The 18,163-nt window shown below is 61.4% G+C and carries 12 protein-coding genes; 2 read left to right on the forward strand and 10 right to left on the reverse strand.

Translation table 11 applies throughout. The features are described from left to right. Both KVQ74_RS11065 and KVQ74_RS11070 read right to left on the reverse strand, forming a co-directional pair. The gene (locus KVQ74_RS11065) at positions 1–1,275 is read right to left on the reverse strand and encodes a beta-ketoacyl-[acyl-carrier-protein] synthase family protein (protein WP_217831102.1); all 1,275 of its coding nucleotides are present in this window, start codon (positions 1,273–1,275) and stop codon (positions 1–3) included. 11 nt (positions 1,276–1,286) lie between these two features. After that, positions 1,287–1,856, reverse strand: coding sequence for an acyl carrier protein (locus tag KVQ74_RS11070; RefSeq protein WP_217831103.1), 570 nt, complete (start codon positions 1,854–1,856; stop codon positions 1,287–1,289). A 522-nt stretch (positions 1,857–2,378) separates the two neighbouring features. Between KVQ74_RS11070 and KVQ74_RS11075 the strand changes: the two genes are divergently transcribed. After that, on the forward strand, positions 2,379–2,723 hold the full coding sequence (locus KVQ74_RS11075) for a cupin domain-containing protein (RefSeq protein WP_003197542.1): 345 nt from the start codon (positions 2,379–2,381) through the stop codon (positions 2,721–2,723). 90 nt (positions 2,724–2,813) lie between these two features. On the opposite strand, the gene mmsB is transcribed toward KVQ74_RS11075, so the two are convergent. Both mmsB and KVQ74_RS11085 read right to left on the reverse strand, forming a co-directional pair. Then, entirely contained in the window at positions 2,814–3,701 is an 888-nt protein-coding gene (gene mmsB / locus KVQ74_RS11080) for a 3-hydroxyisobutyrate dehydrogenase (protein ID WP_217831104.1), read from the reverse strand. Between the two features lie 10 nt (positions 3,702–3,711). Beyond that, the gene (locus KVQ74_RS11085) at positions 3,712–5,238 is read right to left on the reverse strand and encodes a CoA-acylating methylmalonate-semialdehyde dehydrogenase (RefSeq protein ID WP_217831105.1); all 1,527 of its coding nucleotides are present in this window, start codon (positions 5,236–5,238) and stop codon (positions 3,712–3,714) included. A gap of 149 nt (positions 5,239–5,387) precedes the next feature. Here KVQ74_RS11085 and KVQ74_RS11090 point away from each other — a divergent pair, with 149 nt between their 5' ends. Continuing rightward, entirely contained in the window at positions 5,388–6,335 is a 948-nt protein-coding gene (locus tag KVQ74_RS11090; protein WP_217831106.1) for a LysR family transcriptional regulator, read from the forward strand. On the opposite strand, the gene KVQ74_RS11095 is transcribed toward KVQ74_RS11090, so the two are convergent. From KVQ74_RS11095 to recC, 6 genes are all read right to left on the reverse strand, one after another. After that, positions 6,332–6,826, reverse strand: coding sequence for an OmpA family protein (locus tag KVQ74_RS11095; RefSeq protein WP_217831107.1), 495 nt, complete (start codon positions 6,824–6,826; stop codon positions 6,332–6,334). The genes KVQ74_RS11090 and KVQ74_RS11095 overlap by 4 nt on opposite strands. A gap of 5 nt (positions 6,827–6,831) precedes the next feature. Next, the gene (locus KVQ74_RS11100; protein ID WP_217831108.1) at positions 6,832–8,100 is read right to left on the reverse strand and encodes a diguanylate cyclase domain-containing protein; all 1,269 of its coding nucleotides are present in this window, start codon (positions 8,098–8,100) and stop codon (positions 6,832–6,834) included. After that, complete coding sequence (locus KVQ74_RS11105; protein ID WP_217831109.1) at positions 8,097–8,672, reverse strand: YfiR family protein; 576 nt, start codon at positions 8,670–8,672, stop codon at positions 8,097–8,099. Before KVQ74_RS11105 ends, KVQ74_RS11100 begins: the two co-directional genes overlap by 4 nt. A gap of 120 nt (positions 8,673–8,792) precedes the next feature. After that, positions 8,793–10,901 (reverse strand): exodeoxyribonuclease V subunit alpha, encoded by a 2,109-nt coding sequence (gene recD / locus KVQ74_RS11110; RefSeq protein WP_217831110.1) that lies wholly within the window; start codon positions 10,899–10,901, stop codon positions 8,793–8,795. After that, positions 10,898–14,587 (reverse strand): exodeoxyribonuclease V subunit beta, encoded by a 3,690-nt coding sequence (recB, locus tag KVQ74_RS11115; protein ID WP_217831111.1) that lies wholly within the window; start codon positions 14,585–14,587, stop codon positions 10,898–10,900. The genes recD and recB overlap by 4 nt, the downstream gene beginning before the upstream one ends. Then, positions 14,580–18,035, reverse strand: coding sequence for an exodeoxyribonuclease V subunit gamma (gene recC / locus KVQ74_RS11120; protein WP_217831112.1), 3,456 nt, complete (start codon positions 18,033–18,035; stop codon positions 14,580–14,582). The genes recB and recC overlap by 8 nt, the downstream gene beginning before the upstream one ends. Positions 18,036–18,163 lie beyond the last annotated feature (128 nt).

Below are 18,163 nucleotides of genomic sequence, written 5' to 3' on the forward strand. Positions count from 1 at the left end.
TCAGGCCCTCCCCAGAATCAGCGAGCTGTTGACGCCGCCGAAACCGAACGAGTTGGACATCACCACATTGATCGACTGGCGCATCGGTTCGCTGAGAAACTTCAGCGACGGGTATTCGGTACGTTCGTGGTCGTAATTCAGGGTCGGCAACAGTACGCCGTCGCGCAGGCTCATCAGCGACAGCACCGCCTCGATCGCCCCGCTGCCCGCCAGGGAATGACCGATGGCCGACTTGTTGGCGGTGAACGTCATGACGTCCTGGCACTCGCCAAACAACCGTTGCAGCGCCAGCGCCTCGCAACTGTCGTTGGCCTGAGTGGAGGTCCCGTGGGTGTTCACATGCTGCACGGCGCTGCGCAACAGCCCGGCATCTTCAATTGCAGCTTCCATGCATTCCTCGTATTTGCTGCCATCCCGGCTGCTGGAGGTCATCTTCTGGGCTTCGCAGACATTGGCGTAACCCAACACGCGCCCCAGTGGCGCGGCCTTGCGACGGCGGGCATGTTCGGCGGACTCGAGAACGACCATTGCCGAACCCTCGCTGATCACAAAACCGCTGCGATCGGGCATGAAGGGACGACTCTGTTCACTCACCGGCAGATCGGCCTGGCACAGCGCCCCGAGGCTGTTGAACATGTAGTAGGGCAACTCGTTGGCCATCAGCTCGACAGCGCCGCAGAGCGCCAGATCGATCTCGCCCCGCTCGATCGCCCGGAACGCACTGCCGATCGCCATGGTGCCGGCGGCGCAGGCATCGGAGTGGGTCGAAATGTGATCGCGGATGCCGAGGCGATCAGCCAGGTACTGGGTCTGCTGGTCGACCCGGCGCACAAACGTCGCACTCGACGCCGCCGGGGTGTCCAGCAGACGATCCAGGTTCACGCGCCCGGTGTCGTCCATGCAGCGGCTGACCCGATGCAGATCGTGACTGTCGGCACAGTATTTGTTCGCCCCCAGAAACAGACCGCTGCGGCTGTGGGCAAAATCGCTCGGCGTCAGACCGGCATGCTCCAGAGCCTGCCGGGCGACGTATTCAGCCAACACACTTTGCCGTGGGTGCAGCGCCGGATTGCCGCCGAACCCCGCACCGATCTGCTGCCACTGCGCATCGTCAATGAACCCGGCCGCGCTGTTGGTGAAGCCCAGCGCCTTGAACCGTGGATGTTCGCGTACACAGGACTGCTTGCGGCAAATGCGTTCGAACAACGTGGCGGCGTCCAGCGCCATGGGGGCGACCAGGCCAAACCCGCTCACATAGACTTCTCGTGCCCGCATGAGAAGTACTCCTACACCGTCTCTTGGACGTGAGTGGCGACAAACTGCTCGACCAGTTGACGGGAAACCTCATCGCCATCGGCCGGCACCAGACGTGCGCTGCAAGCACCGCACACCACTTGCTGGCGGTCATTGAGCACCGCCTGGTGCGCACCGCAATCCGGGCAGTTTGCCGGCAGGTAGTTGAAGAGATTGCGGCACTGGTTGGCCCAGTTGCGCACGGTGGTGGCGGCGAACACTTGCGCCGGTTGCATGCCGGCCTGCAGTTGCTCCGGGGTATAGGCGCTCAGGCTTTGCTCGAGCAGGGCCTTGCCGCTGTCAGTGATGCGGCCGTTGGCGAGAAACTCGCCCGCGTCGCCGCAGACCGCGACGGCGTGATCCAGCACGCTGGTCTTGGGCAACGTGCAGCCATACTGGCGACCCAACTGGAAGCTCAGGTCGACGATGTCCAGCGAGTCGGCGCCCAGATCCTCGACGATACTGCTGTGCTCATCGATTTCATCAGCACTCACCACCAACAGTTGCGCCAGGATTTCGCGGGTGCTGGCGATGACATGTTCCAAGTCCAATGGATTATTCATTTCTATCTCCCTATATGTCGTGACTGATTCAAAAATCGGCATTTGATAAGTAACTTTTCCTACGGTTACTTCTCACGCGGCGGAAATCTAAACTCTGACCTTAAGGGGAGAGTCAACGAACTATTCAAGGTTTTTTAAAAACCTGAGACGGCCGTGCAGACGCCCGTAAATGCTGACCCCGAATGGTGCAAACATTCTAATCAGACGACATATTTACTTAACAAAGGCGGGGTACGGTGGGCGCGCGCGTAATTGGCTTGATTAATCGCCGAGAGCAACTTAGTGCTGGCACCACAGACGTAAAAAGAGCGAATACCGGACAAGTAAAATAGTTATAACTTCATAACCTTTGTTGCAGATCAATACTCCCGTTAATTGATTTTGCAGGAAGGTTCAGTCATTCGTTCGCTTCAGGCCGCCGCAGCGTTTATGGATAACTGCATGTCGAGCACAGACAACTGACCGCCGGTACGGGGCTATACGGTGCATCTTCTGTTTTTTGACCCTGTCAGGAGCCTGCACATGACCGCCCCCATCACCGTTCTGCGTGACACCCACCCGCTGCCGGTACTCGACGCCTGCAAATGGGAAAAACTCGAAGGCGACCCGCACACCGTCAACCTCAACGCCTACACCAGCGAAGACGGCAGCAAGATCATGGGCACCTGGATCTGCACACCGGGCAAGTGGCGCGTGGACTACGTGAAATGGGAGTACTGCCACTTCCAGGAAGGCTATTGCATCATCACCCCGGACGGCATGGCACCGATCCATCTGCGGGCCGGCGACATCTTCGTGGTCGAGCCAGGGATGAAAGGCACGTGGGAAGTGGTCGAGACCGTGCGCAAGTATTTCGTCTTCGCCTGATGCAAAAAAGCCGGGAGATCACCCGACGTGATTCCCGGCAACACTGCTGCATTCGATGTTCAGCCTGTGGCGAACCACAGGCTTGCGCGATTACTGCGGCTTGCGATAGCTGTTGATGATCGCCGAGAAGTCCTTGCCCCCGTCACCGCGCTGGCTCATCGCCTGATACAACTGCTGCGCCACCGCACCGAGCACCACCGGTTGGTGCGCCTGACGCGCCGCTTCGGTTGCCAGCCCCAGATCCTTGAGCATCAGCTCGGCACCAAAGCCACCGGTGTAGCCTCGCGAGGCTGGCGCCGTTTCGACGATGCCCGGCCACGGGTTGTACATTTCCGAACTCCAGCAACGCCCGGTCGAACTGTTGATGATGCCGGCCAGCACCCCGGTATCGATCCCCAGCGCATCGCCGAGTGCCATGGCTTCACTGACCCCGACCATCGAGATCGCCAGCAGCAGGTTGTTGCAGATCTTGGCGATCTGCCCGGTGCCGACTTCGCCGCAATGGACGATGTTGCGGCCCATCTGCGCCAGCACCGGTTGCAGGGTCGCGAACAGCTCGGGCGTGGCGCCGACCATGAACGTCAGCGTCCCGGCCGTGGCGCCGCCGGTGCCGCCGGACACCGGCGCATCGGCCATCGCCACGCCCTGCTTGGCGGCGGCCGCCGCGACGTCGCGGGCGGTCTGCGGATCGATGGTGCTGCAATCCACCGCCGGTACACCCTTGCGAATACCGGCCAGCACGCCGTCTTCACCGAGCCAGACACTGCGCACATGCACAGCGGCCGGGAGCATGGTGATGACCAGTTCCGCATCCTCGGACGCCTCGCGGGCCGATGCGCGGATGGTGCCGCCCAGTTGCTCCAGTTCCGCCAGAACGGTTGTGTTCAGGTCTACCAGATTCAACGAATGACCGGCCTTGATCAGGTTGCGCGCCATCGGCGCGCCCATGTTGCCGAGTCCGATAAATGCGATTTTCATGTCCGGTTCCTCAGCGCAGGTTGATGGTGGTGTTCGGGCCGTCGTTCACGCTGTCGTCATCGAACCAGCGCGCCGTCACGGTTTTGGTCTGGGTGTAGAACTGCACCACCTGCTTGCCGTACGGGCCGAGGTCGCCGAGCTTCGAACCTCGGGAACCGGTGAAGCTGAAGAACGGCACCGGCACCGGAATCGGGATGTTGATGCCGACCTGGCCGACGTCGATTTCAGCCTGGAATTTGCGTGCCGCCGCACCGCTCTGGGTGAACAGCCCCGTGCCGTTGCCGAACGGGTTGGCGTTGACCAGCGCAATGGCCTGATCGAGGGTGTCGACTTCCAGCACCACCAGCACCGGGCCGAAGATTTCCTGGGTGTAGATCTGCATGTCGGTGGTCACCCCGGAGAACAGAGTCGGGCCGACGAAGTTGCCTTTTTCGTAGCCCGGCACGCTGATGTCGCGACCGTCCAGTTCCAGTTTGGCGCCTTCCTTGATGCCGCTTTCGATCAGGTCGAGAATCCGTGCCTTGGCCTTTTTCGAAATCACCGGACCGACATCGGTGCCCGGCTCGCTACCGGCGTTGACCTTGAGCTTCTGCGCCAGCGCTTTCAGATCCGGCAGCCACTGTTTGGCCGCGCCCACCAGCACCACCACCGAGGTCGCCATGCAACGCTGCCCGGCCGCACCGAAACCGGCGCCGACCAGCGCATTCAGCGCTTGCTCGCGATTGGCGTCAGGCAACACCACGGCGTGGTTCTTCGCCCCCATCATCGATTGCACGCGTTTGCCGTGCTTGCCGGCCAGGTCATACACATGGGTGCCGACCGCCGTCGAACCGACGAACGAAATCGCCTTGATGTCCTGGTGCGTACACAGGCCATCGACCACGTCCTTGCCACCGTGTACCACGTTGAGCACGCCAGCCGGGATGCCCGCCTCGATCGCCAGTTCGACCAGCAGCATGGTCGACAGCGGATCCTGTTCCGACGGCTTGAGCACGAAGGTGTTGCCGCAGGCGATCGCCATCGGGAACATCCACAGCGGAATCATCGCCGGGAAGTTGAACGGGGTGATACCGGCGCAGACGCCGATCGGCTGGCGCAGGGTGTAGGTATCGACACCGCCGGCGACGTTCTCGGCGAACTCGCCCATTTGCAGGGTGCCGATGGAACATGCGTGTTCGACCACTTCCAGGCCACGGAAAATATCGCCTTCGGCGTCGGCAATGGTCTTGCCCTGCTCGGCGCTCAGCACCACGGCGATGCGCTTGGAATGTTCGCGGATCAGTGCTTGCAGCTTGAGCATGATGCGCATGCGTGCGCCGATCGGGGTCAGTTTCCAGGTCTGGAACGCGCGTTGGGCGGCGCTGACGGCGGCATCGACTTCAGCAGCGGTAGCGAACGGAACCCTGGCCAGCACCTGCTGGGTCGCCGGGTTGACGATGTCGTGCCACTCGGTGGTCTGCGATTCGACCCACTCGCCGTCGATCAGCAGCTTGACCTTCTGGACCGTGGTTTCGTTGGGCGTAAGCGATGCGTTCATGCTGGTCTCCAAAACTTGTTTTTATCTTGGGAGCCAAGGCGAAAGGTTCGCCTTGAGATGAGGCGTGTGTCGCGAATTGGTTGTCGGACTGTTTTTGGAGTATAGATGTGCAAACTTCTAATAAGAACGCACATATAAGCCCGTCCATCATGCAAAAAAACATCACCTCACTGGGGTCGCTGAACTGGGACGACCTGAAGTTCTTCCTCGAAGTCGCCCGCACCCGCAAGGCCAGCACGGCGGCCAAACGCCTGGCAGTGGACTACACCACCGTGTCGCGCCGGATCAGTTCGCTGGAAGCGGCGCTGGGCACCTTGCTGTTCGAAAAGTCCCGCACCAGCGGCTTCGTGCTGACCGCCGAGGGCCTGCGCCTGCTGAGCTACGCCGAGTCGATCGAAAGCACATTGCACATGGCCTGCGAGCAAGTCTCCGGCTCCGGGGTCGCCCTGTCCGGGCATGTTCGAATGGGCTGCACCGAAGGCTTCGGCAGCTTCTTCATCACCCCGCAACTGAGCCACTTCGTCGACGCCTACCCGGCGATCTCGGTGGATATCCTGCCGCTGCCGCACTTCATCAGCCTGTCCAAACGCGAGGCCGACATCGTCATCGCCCTGGAGCGCCCGGAACACGGCCCGTACGTGTGCTGCAAACTCTGCGACTACCGCTTGCAGCTGTACGCAACCCAAGAGTATCTGGACCAACACCCACCCATCCGCCGCCCCGCCGACCTGGGCAAGCATCAATTCATCAGTTACGTGGATGACCTGGCGTTCAGCTCGGAGCTGCTGTATCTGGCAAACGTGTTGCCCGGCGCCAGCGCGAACCTGCGCAGCACCAGCGTGATCGCGCAGTTCGTGGCGGCGCAGCAAGGGCGTTCGCTGGCGATATTGCCGTGCTTCCTGGCGGCGCAGGACCCACGCCTGTTGCCGGTGCTGCCTGAGGAAATCGACATTACCCGGCAATTCTGGATGTACTGCCGGGAGGACCTGCGCAAGTTGAAGCGGATCACCCTGTTGTGGGATTACATCAGGGAGGTGACCGAGCGCAATCAGGGTCTGCTGATGGGGCAGACCCGCGAGATGCGGTTTGCCGATTAGTCGGCGCTGACCACAATCGACACCCGGCGATTTTCGGTGCGGCCGGCCGCCGTGTCATTGGGGGCCACCGGTTCGCTGCTGCCCAGGCCTTGCAACTGAATGTTCTCTTGCTTCATGCCCACCGCGGTCAGCACCTTGCTGACGCTTTTCGCCCGGCGCAGGGACAGCTGTTGGTTGTAGCTTTCCTTGCCCGAGGCGTCGGTATGACCGTCGACCCTTACGCGCTCGATGCCGACACCCAGCAAGGCCTTGCCGATCTGCTCGACGATTTCCGTGCTTTGCCGGTTCAGGCTTTCGATATCGCTGCCAAACAGTACTTTGCCCGACAGGCCAAATTCCCAGCCTTCATCGGTCAGCTCGAAACCTTGCTGCTTCAGCACGGCAATCTGCGCCGGGGTCAGGCCTTTTTGCGGGGCGGTCTGGCATCCGGTCAGGGCCAGCAGGGTCATCAGCAGAACGGTGGTAAACAGGCGAGTTGCTAGTGAGAACACGGGATTCAGCTCCTGGTTTGAACGTGGGCGACCGGGTACTCCGACCCGGCGGTGAATTGGGCGCCGCGCGACAGGCGCTTGGCCTGGTACATCGCCGCATCGGCGGCATTGAGCAGGGCGCCGGGAGTATTGCCATGATCGGGATAAACCGCGATGCCGATACTGAGCGAGGTCACGACACTGGCGTCCCCCGGCAGCGCAATCGGGGTGTCCATGCTGGCGAGAATCTTGTCGGCGATGCGCTCGGCGTCTTCGACCTTGTGCAGCGGCGTCAGCAGTACCGCAAACTCGTCACCGCCCAGACGCGCAACCAGATCCTCTTCGCGCAACTGCGCCCGCACCCGGTTGGCGACAGCCACGAGCACGGCATCGCCAGCGGCATGGCCGAAGTTATCGTTGATGCCTTTGAAGCGGTCGCTGTCGAGAAACAGCACCGCCACCCGCTCGTTGAGCTTGTTGGCGTTGCGCAGCGCTCGGATCAACCGGCCCTCGAAAAAGGCGCGGTTGGGCAACCCGGTCAGGCTGTCGTGGCTGGCCTGGTGCGCGAGGGTTTCGTTTTCGCTTTGCAGGTGGGTTTGCCAGGATTCGAGCTCGTCGAGCAAGGCATTGAAGTCGCTGCCGAGATTGTCCAGCTCGGCGATCCGCGCCGGCGGCACCCGGCGATCAAGGGCGCGCTCGCTGCGGGCGGCGTGGGCGACAGTGGCGAGGCTGCGCAACGGGCCGGTGATCCCGCGCAATTGACGGCGCGCCAGATACAACGCGACCCAGGCACTGATAGCGGTACACAAAACAATCCCGGCCAGACCGCTGAGCAGAAACCGCATCAGGCTGCCGCCATGGCCGGTCAGCAGAACCTGGCCGATCTCCCGATCCTGATGGAGGATCGGCAGGCTCACTGGTTTTTCCAGAATGGTCCGGGCGATCTGCATTTCCAGTTCGGAGATAAAGCCGTTTTCCGGTCGCCGCCAGCGTGCGAGCGACTGGCCCTGGCTGTCCAGCACCTGGGCGTCGGCAACTTCTTCGGTTGACGCGATCAACGCCAGCGCCTCGGTGGCAGCGGCCTTGTCGTTGAAGACCACGGCGGCCTCCACGGTGTAGCTGATCGAACGCGCGATCAACTGCAAGTTGTGGTCGGCGTAGACCCGCAGGGCCAGCACACCGAGCAGCGTCAGCGATACACTCGCCATGGCCACCGCCACCAGCGCAACGATCAAATGCCCTCGGCCGATCACCGAACCCAGCGTCGGGCGAGCGCCCGATTTGAACAGTCTCATGGTGCCGCCGGCTTGCGGCGCGACAACTGCAACACGCTGGGATGAATACGAACACCACTGCGGGCAACGGAGTCGAGATTGACCTCGAACGATACCTGCTCATCGCCAACCCGCAGGCAGAACAGACTACCGACGGTGCATTGATCACCGCCCTCGCTGATGCTCAACACCGGATGGCCGATCAATGAGGCGAACAAGCGGCTGCGCTCGTCGGCGGTGAGTTTGCCGATGTACACCGCGTCGCACTCGCTGACGATGGTCGGGTTGTCGGCCAGCAGACGGCGCACGATGACCGGGCGGCCGGTGGCCTGGGTCGTGCCCTTGACCAGATCGTCGGTGTATTCGGTAGGACCGACGATGCACAGGCGCAATTGCGCGGGCTCCACCGGCCAGCGCGCATAACTGAGAATGCCGAGGACGACCTGGGTGACCGATCTGGCCCGTTGCTCGGCCATGCCCACTGGCGTTTGTGCTTGAGCGACGACCACTCCCGACAACAAACAGAGCAGACCGCCCAGCAGCATCTGCTTGCAGCCAACGACGCGCTCTGTCGCCCAGACAGCCACCTTCATGCAGGGATTCTCTTGGATCGTAACGAAATGATGCCGCAACGATAGCACAGCACCGAAACGCCAGCGATACAGCGACCCCTGACCGGTTGGTCAGTTATCGCCATTGCTCATGGGAAGTTTTCACCCCTGAGCCTCGGCCCCCTCCTCCAGTTCCAGCATCAATCCACTCAGGCGCTTGACCTTACGCCGTACCGCTTCTTCGAAAATGCCCCGACGTGGCTCGATCAGGGTGAACCAGTCCTTGGCCCGGGTGATGCCGGTGTAGATCAACTCCTTGGTCAGCACCGGATTCAAGGCGTCCGGCAGGATCAGCGCGGTGTGGGCAAACTCGGAACCCTGGGACTTGTGTACCGTCATGGCATAGACGGTTTCGACATCATTGAGCCGGCTCGGCAGTACGAAGCGCACCCCGCCCCGCCCATCGTTACGCGGGAACGCGACACGCAGCAGCGGCTTGCCGGCATCCGGACCATCACGCTCGGGCAATTTGAGCGCAATGCCGATATCACCGTTCATCAGGCCCAGGCCGTAGTCGTTGCGCGTCATCAGCACCGGCCGCCCCTCATACCATTGCTGGTCGTTGTCGATCAGCCGCGCCTTGAGCAACGCACTGGTAATGCGCTGGTTCAGACCCTCGACACCCCATGGCCCCTTACGCACCGCGCACAGCAGTTGAAAGGTATCGAATGCGCGCAAAACCGCGCGTGCCCAATCGACCCAAACCGCATCGTCGAACGACGTCCCCAGCGCCGGGCGCTGATCGCGCAACACCGTCAGATAATGCCGATAGCCGTGCGGGCCTTCGCCATGCCCGTCAAGCAACAGATGCTCGAGCGCCCGATCATGTTCCCCCTTGAGCGGCAACGAAAACACGTCGTCATGGCTGCGCGCCTCCAGCAACTGGCGTGCGTCATCCGGCAGTTGCTGATTGACCCGACGGGCGAGTTGCCCGATCCCGCTGCCTTCACCGAAACGCCGCGAGTGCCGCAACATCACCACTTGCTGGGCCAGCGGATGCACGCCGCCGGTGTCTTCACGCAAACCGCTTTCCTGCAACGACTCGCCGCTCACCGACTCCAGCCATTGTCGCGTCTGCGGGCTGTACCAACCCGCCTCGGCGTCACGGCACAGATCCCCCAGCACCGCTCCGGCCTCCACCGAGGCGAGCTGATCCTTGTCCCCCAGCAGCACCAGGCGGGCGTGCGGCGGCAAGGCGTCGAGCAGATTGGCCATCATCTCGAGGTCGATCATCGACGCTTCGTCGATCACCAGTACGTCCAGCGGCAGTCGATTACCGGCGTGATGGCGGAAGTGCCGGGTCCCCGGACGACTGCCGAGCAATCGGTGTACCGTGGTGACGTCACAGGGAATCTTTTCCCGCACCGATTCGGGGACAGTGAGCGATTGCACCTGCTGACTGATGGACTCGGTCAGTCGCGCCGCCGCTTTGCCCGTCGGAGCGGCAAGTCGAATCCGCAGCGGTTGACCGGCCTCGACCGCCGGCGCCTGGAGCAGCGCCAGCAGACGTACGACCGTGGTGGTCTTGCCGGTGCCGGGACCACCAGTGACGATACTGAACGCACCTCGAGTGGCGAGGGCACAGGCAAGTTTCTGCCAATCCACAGGGCCTGCACTTCGGGCCGGGCCGAACAAACCGTCCAGCCGTTGCGCCAGATCGTCCGGAGTGGCTTCGTGCTGGGCCAGACGCAGGCGCAACGCGCCGTCGATGCGCCGCTCGTAAGCCCAGTAACGCCGCAGATAAAGACGCTTCCCGGACAGCACCAGCGGTCGTTGCCGCGCCAACTCGCCGGCATCCGCCGCCAATGCCACCAGCGTGCTGCCGGCCAACACGTTGCACCAGTGAGCACCGTCGAGGGTTTCGAGCAATTGCGATGGCAGCAACAACGCCCCACCTTGCGGATCCCCCTCTGGCGGCAACGACAGGGCAAAATCCGGCGCCTTGAGGGTTTCGAACAGATCCAGGCACACGTGACCATGGCCAAGTTGATGACTGGTCAACGCAGCTGCCAGCAGCACCAGCGGATCCGCATCAGGCGCGAGTTCATGAATGAACGCCACGAACGCCTTGTCGAGAGATCGCAACCAGCCGCGCTCGACCCAGCGAGTGAGCAACAACAGCAAGTCATTGGCACGGGTCAGGGGCATCAGGTTTGCCAGACTGTCGGCCGCCAACGGCGTCGGCAGCAAATCGGCGAACGTGCGGCTCATAGCAATACTCCCTGTTCCCAGGCGGGTTCGGCCTTCGGTTCCGGTTTGCCCTGGAACATCCGGTCGAGGCGTTCGATCAGCTCTCGCGGAGGACGGGCGAAATAGACTCCACCGCTGGCCGCCCGGGTGCCGCGCAGAAACAGATAAAGCGCGCCGCCGACATGCCGGTCGTAATCGTAATCGACGAGCCGCGCTTTCAGCTGGCGATGCAATGCCAGGAGGTAAAGCACGTATTGAAGGTCATAACGGTTGTCGAGAATCGACTGCTCCATGGCGTGTTCGGTATAGGCGAGGTCATCGACACCCAGCCAGTTGGATTTGTAATCGGCGACGTAATAGCGGCCCTCATGCTCGAAGGTCAGGTCGATAAAGCCTTTGAACATGCCATTGAGCTGCACCGGTTCGGCCCCCACTCGGGCCTGGCCATTATGAGTGTACTGGCGCACCAGTTCGTCGAGCTTCAGAACATCGACCTTATGGCTGGCGAACCAGAACTCCATCTCCACCTGATACTGCTTCAACTGCCCGAGCACTACCGGTGGTTGCCCGGCACCGGCGGGCAGCGGGAGTTCGAGCAGCTGTTGCAGCCAGTCACTCAGCGTGGTGATCCAGCCTTGCCAGCCCCGGCGGTTGCAGCGTCGAGCCACGGCGTCTTCCAGCGCCTCTCGGGAAACGGCGAAACCTTCGTCCCCCGCCCACTCCAGCAGGCCGTGGAGAAACGTTCCCGGATTCGGGCCGCGAGGGAATCGATGGATGTCGGCGCCGCCGGGGATGATCTCGCGTACAGCCTCAGGATCAAGGCGTTCATCATCGAACAGTTTCTGTGCTTGCGGGCTGTCGGGTGCCTCATCGCTACCGATACTCAAGACATCGCTGATGCGCAAGGCGCTGTAGGAGGCGATCCACCAGTTCTCACTAGCCCGGCGCTTGGGCAGCAGCGTCGCGCGCAACAGCGTTTCGTCACGCAATGGTTGGTAATGCTCGTCAGTGGCCGGTGGCATCTCACCGACACTGATCGCGGAACAATCTTGTTGCAGATCCCGCAGCCAGACATTCAGTTCGCCGGACTCGCGCAATAACGCACCACCGCCCAACAGATACCCCAATGCCGAAAGATGCAGCACCGAGCTATTGTTGCTGCCGCGTTTGAGATCCGTCACCCCCAGCCAGCAAGCATGCTGTGCACGGGTCAGGGCCACGTACAGCAAGCGCAGGTCTTCCGCCAGACGCTCGTCATCAGCCTGGGCAATCAGCTCGGCAGTCGGCTTCAGACTCACCTGAGCCTTGCCCGAAGCGTCATGGTAGTGCAGAGGCAAGCGACTCCCGTCCACCGGTTTCGCCGAACAAATGAACGGCAGGAACACCAGCGGATACTCAAGCCCCTTGGACTTGTGGATGGTCACGACCTTGACCAATTGCTGGTCACTTTCCAGACGCAGGATCTGATCTTCACCGGCCTGGCCGGACAACGCCAGATGTTCGGCGAGATAGCGGATCAGGGCCTGCTCACCGTCGAGTTCGGAGGCGGCCTGTTGCAGCAGTTCCGACAGATGCAGCAGGTTGGTCAGGACCCGTTCGCCATCGCTGCGCAGCAAAAGCGCGCGTGGCAGATGGAAATCATGCAGCAGGCGCCGAAACATCGGCAGCACACCCTGCTTGCGCCAAAGCTCCCGATAAGCGCGGAACTGCATGACCCGGTTTTCCCAGACCAACTCATCCTGATTCAAACGCTCCAGCTCGATCAGCGGCAGATTCAGCGTGACGCAAGCCAGGGCGGCCTTCAGCGAGCGCTCGACATCAGGCTCGGCGCAAGCCTTCAACCAGGTGAGCAGATCATGGGCCTCCTGAGCGGCGAACACCGAATCCTTGTCCGACAGGTAAACACTGCGCACCCCACGGGCAGCAAGTTCGCCGCGCACGGCCTGCGCCTCCTTGCCATCACGTACCAGGATCGCGATGTCGGCCGGACGCACGCCTCGCCAATCCTTGTCCTCCTGCACAAAACCCACACGACCGGATTGCCCGCCATTGAGCATCACCGCGATTTCGCTGGCGCAAGCAGCCGCCAGTTGCTGGCGGTAAACCGCCCCGGACAACGGCTGTTCGGCAGGCAAATGCCAGATATTCAACGCAGGCACATCCTGCCCGGCGATCTGGAACTGTTCCTTGCGCCCCTGCGCGTCTACCGGCAGGAATGGCACCGGGTTATCGCCGTTTTGCTCCCTGAACAGAAACGCACCGCGCCCCTGCTCGCGAAGTTCGGCGCGCTCGAACACATGGTTCACAGCTCGCACCATGCCGTGGCTGGAACGGAAGTTGGTGCCCAGGGTGTGCAGGCGACCGGTCGTGGCCTGGCGGGCGCGCAGGTAGGTGTAGATGTCCGCGCCACGAAAGGCGTAGATCGCCTGCTTGGGATCGCCGATCAGGAACAGCCCGGTATCGGGGTTGTTGTCTTCGATCCGATAGATGCTCTCGAAAATCCGGTACTGCACCGGGTCGGTATCCTGGAACTCGTCAATCAGGGCGACCGGAAACTGCTCGCGAATCAGCGTGGCGAGGCGCTCGCCTCCCTCGGCCTGCAACGCGGCATCCAGACGCAGCAGCATGTCATCGAAGCCCATTTCGGCGCGACGACGTTTCTCTTCCTCAAATCGGGTGCCGACCCATTTGGCTGCGTGCTGCAGCACCGCTGCATCAGGTGTAGGCAACGCGTCGAGACGAGACTTGAGTCCGGCCATCGCATCCAGCCCCGGGTGATCCGGTGCCGGCCCTTTCCACGCTTCAGCCATGCCCCCGGGCGTCAGCCGGGTGAATCCGGTGCCTATATCGAGTTGTTCCAGCGCTTCGTCTTCAGCCCAGGTCTTGAGCTTGTCAAACCAGGGTTCGAAGTAGCGCGCCTGCATCTTGCGTCCATCGACCGCTTTGTTCGCGACACCCTGGTGACAGATGGCGAGCAGTTCATCGGCCCATTGGCGCCAGGGCATTTTCAACTCGACCAACGCGGCTCGACGCTCTTGCAGGCATTCATCGATCAGCTCGGCTGGGGTCCTGGCTTCCTCATTGTCTCGCTCACTGGCGAACAGACCGCGCACCCGGGGCAACAGGGCTGCCGGACCGCCCCAGTTACTGCGAACCCAGTTCAGCGCATCTCCCTGCATCGGATAGCAGAACAATCGCCAGTAATCGCGCAATACTTCGCCCAGCAGATCGCTGTGATCGGTTTCCAGGGACTGGGTGAACAGACTGCCGCTGTCGAAGGCATGCTCACGCAGCATCCGCTGGCACCAACTGTGAATCGTCGATACGGCGGCCTCGTCCATCCATTGCGCGGCAATGTCCAGACGATTGGCACAACCTGGCCACTGCTGCGGTTCGAACTGTTCACGCAACCGGGCTATCAGCGCATCGGGTGCCGGGGTTTCGTCACGGAAAAACCGTGCGGCTTCGGCCAGGCGGGTGCGGATACGCTCGCGCAGCTCTTTGGTCGCCGCATCGGTGAATGTCACGACGAGAATCTGCGGCGGCAGCAGCTCATGGCTGAAACCGCTCGACTCGCCTCCGTGTCCCAGAATCAGACGCAGATAGAGCGCGGAAATGGTGAAGGTCTTGCCCGTGCCGGCGCTGGCTTCGATCAACTGGCTTCCTCTGAGCGGGAATGCCAGGGCAAGAGGGGTCTTGTCACTCATGAGTGGGTCCCTCGCCGGCCAAGGAGCGCCAGGGTGCTTCGAGCATTGGGCGGTACAAGGTCTCGCACCAACCGGAGAACGTCTCGTCCGCCAACAAGGCATCGTAATCGACGAACTGCCGGGTCAATGCCGGGCTCTCGCGCCGCTCACCCTCGCTGGTCTGGCCATCACCCTCATAGGCTTTACGGGCAGAGGCTTCGGCTTTGAGCGGGTCAGTCTGGGACAGCCAGGCGAAAGCCGTCTTGACCGCGACGGGCAGTGGCTGGCGCATGCCCGTTTGCCAAGCGAGCAGCAACTCTCCGAGCAGACGCGACGCTCTTTCCTGTTCCATGGGTTCAAGCAGCAGCGTGTCATCGCTGGCCACCAGAGCGGTGGTCAAGGACAGGCCACTGGCGCAGGCCACCAGATGGCTGACCCACGGTTTGATCAGCCGATGCCATTTACGGCTTTTTATCGAGCCAATGCTGTTGGGAATCGTCGAAGCCGAAAGCATCCCGCCGTCAGCGCGCCGATGCAGACCGCCAAGCCAGCCTTCCAGACTCAACCCCTGAGATTCGATGTTGACCGGAATCGCACTGGTCATCGGCGTTGGCCATAGCGTCAGCAGCTGTTGATAACGTTGCAGCAAATCCGGCAGCGGTTCGATCAACTCACGCTGCAGGCACTCACCGAATCCGGCCATGGGCAACAATCCGCTGGCCTGCAGACGTTGGGCCTGATCGCTCAGCGCCTGATCGATATTGTCCGGCTGCACCAGAGCGGCCTCGAGCAACCGATCGCTGAGCGTGTAGCGCTGCAATGCATCCAGAACAAAAGGCTCTTCGTCAGGTAACGGGGCTTCGGCGGACTCGAAATACACCTTGAGCCGCTGAGTAAAGAAATGCCGGACCGGATTACGCAAAAAGTCCTGCAACAGCGCCAGGCTCAGAGGTTCCTCCTGAACGTGGGGTTCAAGCAGCCCGGTTTCAGCCAGTGCCTCATGCTGCTGATGCAACACCTGCCATTCGCTGGCATAACTGAACAAGTGCTCGCCTTCATGGAAATACCGGGCGCTGAAGGGTTGCAGCGGATGCTCTTCGGTCATGGCCTCCAACAAATCACCAGTGCCATTGACCAGTGTCCAACCGCTGGCCAAATGATCACGCAGCTGGCCGATCAGCACCGACGCTGGCCGCTCGCTGTTGTCACGGATGCTGCGGCCAACCCAACTGATGTAGAGCTGATTGCGCGCCGACAGAAGCGCCTCGAGCAATAGATAGCGATCATCCTCGCGCCGTGAGCGGTCACCGGGACGGTAGTCACTGCCCATCAGGTCAAAATCCAGCGGAGGCTGCGCCCGTGGGTAATCGCCGTCGTTCATTCCCAGCAGGCAGACCAGTTTGAAAGGGATGGCACGCATCGGCATCAAGGTGCAGAAGTTTACCGCGCCGGCCAGGAAGCGCTGGGACAGGCGGCCCTGATCCAGCCCGGCCAACCAGGCTTCACGAACAACGGTGAGCGGCAACGCCTCCTGCAGTCCGACGGAATCGCAGGTTTCCAGCCATGTTTCGCGCAGCTCCTCGAGCTGTGTCAGCAAGTAGTCGTCGTGCTCGTTGCCTGCCTTGAAGAACAGTTGCAGCAACGCTTGCAGACGGTCGCCCCATTCCTGAGGTTTCGCCGGTTGAAGCAATTGCTGATGAGACAGCTCCAGTGTGTCCAGCAACGCGACCAGCGGACCGATCAGTGCAGCATCAAGACCGCCGATTTCATCATAGGGTTCGATACCCGCGCAGGCACTGGAGCTGCCCACGGCATAACCGAGCAGCATCCGGCGCAGGCCGAAACGCCAACTGTTTTGCTCCAGTTCTTCCGGCAACCCAAGCCCCGCACGCTGCTCGGCGTTCATTCCCCAGCGAACACCAGCGCCCTCGATCCAGCGGTGCAGGGTCGGCAGGTCTCTTTCTTCGACACCGAAGCGGGCACGCAAGGCAGGAACATCGAGCAGGTCGAGGATTTCGCTGACCGGGAACCGACTGTCCGGCAACTTGAGCAGATGCTCGACAGCGATCAATAACGGATCACGACCGCGCTGGCCCTGATCCGCCAAGGTAAACGGTATGAAGCGAGGGTCGTGTCGATCGAGCTGACCGAATACGGCGCGGATATGCGGTGCGTAACTATCGATGTCAGGCACCATCACAATCACGTCGCGAGGGCGCAATTCAGGATTGGCGCTGAAGCGCGCCAGGAGCTGGTCGTGGAGAATTTCGACTTCGCGTTGCGCACTGTGGGCAATGTGAAAACGGATCGATTCGTCGTGGGCCAGATCGACAGCAGGCCAGTAATCCCGAGTCTCACTCAACGGGCGCAACTCCAGAATGTCGTCCTGCAGTTGGTTCAGCATGTTCTGCGGCTGCATCTCGCTGAACAGATCAATACGACCGTCGCGAAATGCCGCGCGGTAACTGTTGGGATCATCGTAACTGTCGAGCAGATTGATGTAGTCACGGCCCTGCTTGCCCCAGGCTGCGAGCAACGGGTGAGCGTGCTGGTGCAGCGTGTCAGGATCCAGCACCGTAGGCATTCCGTGCTTTCTGGTCTGACGCTTGTATTGATGCCTCAGCAGGTCCTTGTCAGCGACGATATCGGCCCAATGATGGCGACAAGGGTTGTGGACACATAGCAGAACCTGGCTGAAACGCGCGAGTCCGGCCAAGGCTTCCAGCACCTGCGCAGGCAAGGAAGAAATCCCGAAAACGATCACTCGTGATGGTATTCCCACAGGCGCTTTTTCAAGTTGACTGATGCGCTCGATAAAACGTTGATGAACCCCAGCGCGGCTTTGAGCCATGCCTTGAGCACCGACATCTTCCAGCAGGGCACGCCATAATTCTGCCTGCCAGCAATTGGTGGGAGCGAGAGGCTTTATTTCACCCCTGACGTTGCGTAGCTGATGGCGCCCTTCGGCCCAATCTTCGAGCCAGTCGGCCCGATAAACCTGATATTGGTCGAAGAGGTCCGCCAGTCGCTCGGACAACTGATAACGCTTGCGCAGATCGCTGTCATGAGTGAGGAAGCGTTGGAGTGGCTCGAAATGCGGACGGTCTATGAGCTGAGGCAGCAGGCGCATCAAACGCCAGGTCAACGGAGCCTTGTCGAGCAATGACTTGGCCGGGATTTCATCTCGTCCCAACACCATCCGGTAAAGCTGCCACATGAAACTGCCCGGCAGTTGCACATCAATTGCCGCAGCAATACCGCAGCCGCCCAGATCATCCTCTTCAGGATCTTCGGCAAGGGCGAGCTTGAGCCATTGAGCGATGCCATTGCTCTGTACCAGGGCGATTTCATTTTCCAGGGGAGCCAGCGGATAACGCCGCATGATGCTGACCACCAGGCTGCGCAGTTCGTCCAGGCTGTTGCTCTGAACCACCATGAATGCAGCGTTGAGGGACTGAGCGTCCGGCATAAAAGCTTCCTTGGAAAAGTACAAAAGCCAGGGCAGAACCTTAGCACTGTCGGCGGGCCGTGACAGCCGGAAGGCGTCTGTGAGTGCTGTAAGAACTTTCCTGCGGGCAAAACAAAACCCCAACTGCT

Origin of the sequence: Pseudomonas botevensis (assembly GCF_019145475.1) — a bacterium.
Lineage (GTDB): Bacteria > Pseudomonadota > Gammaproteobacteria > Pseudomonadales > Pseudomonadaceae > Aquipseudomonas > Aquipseudomonas botevensis.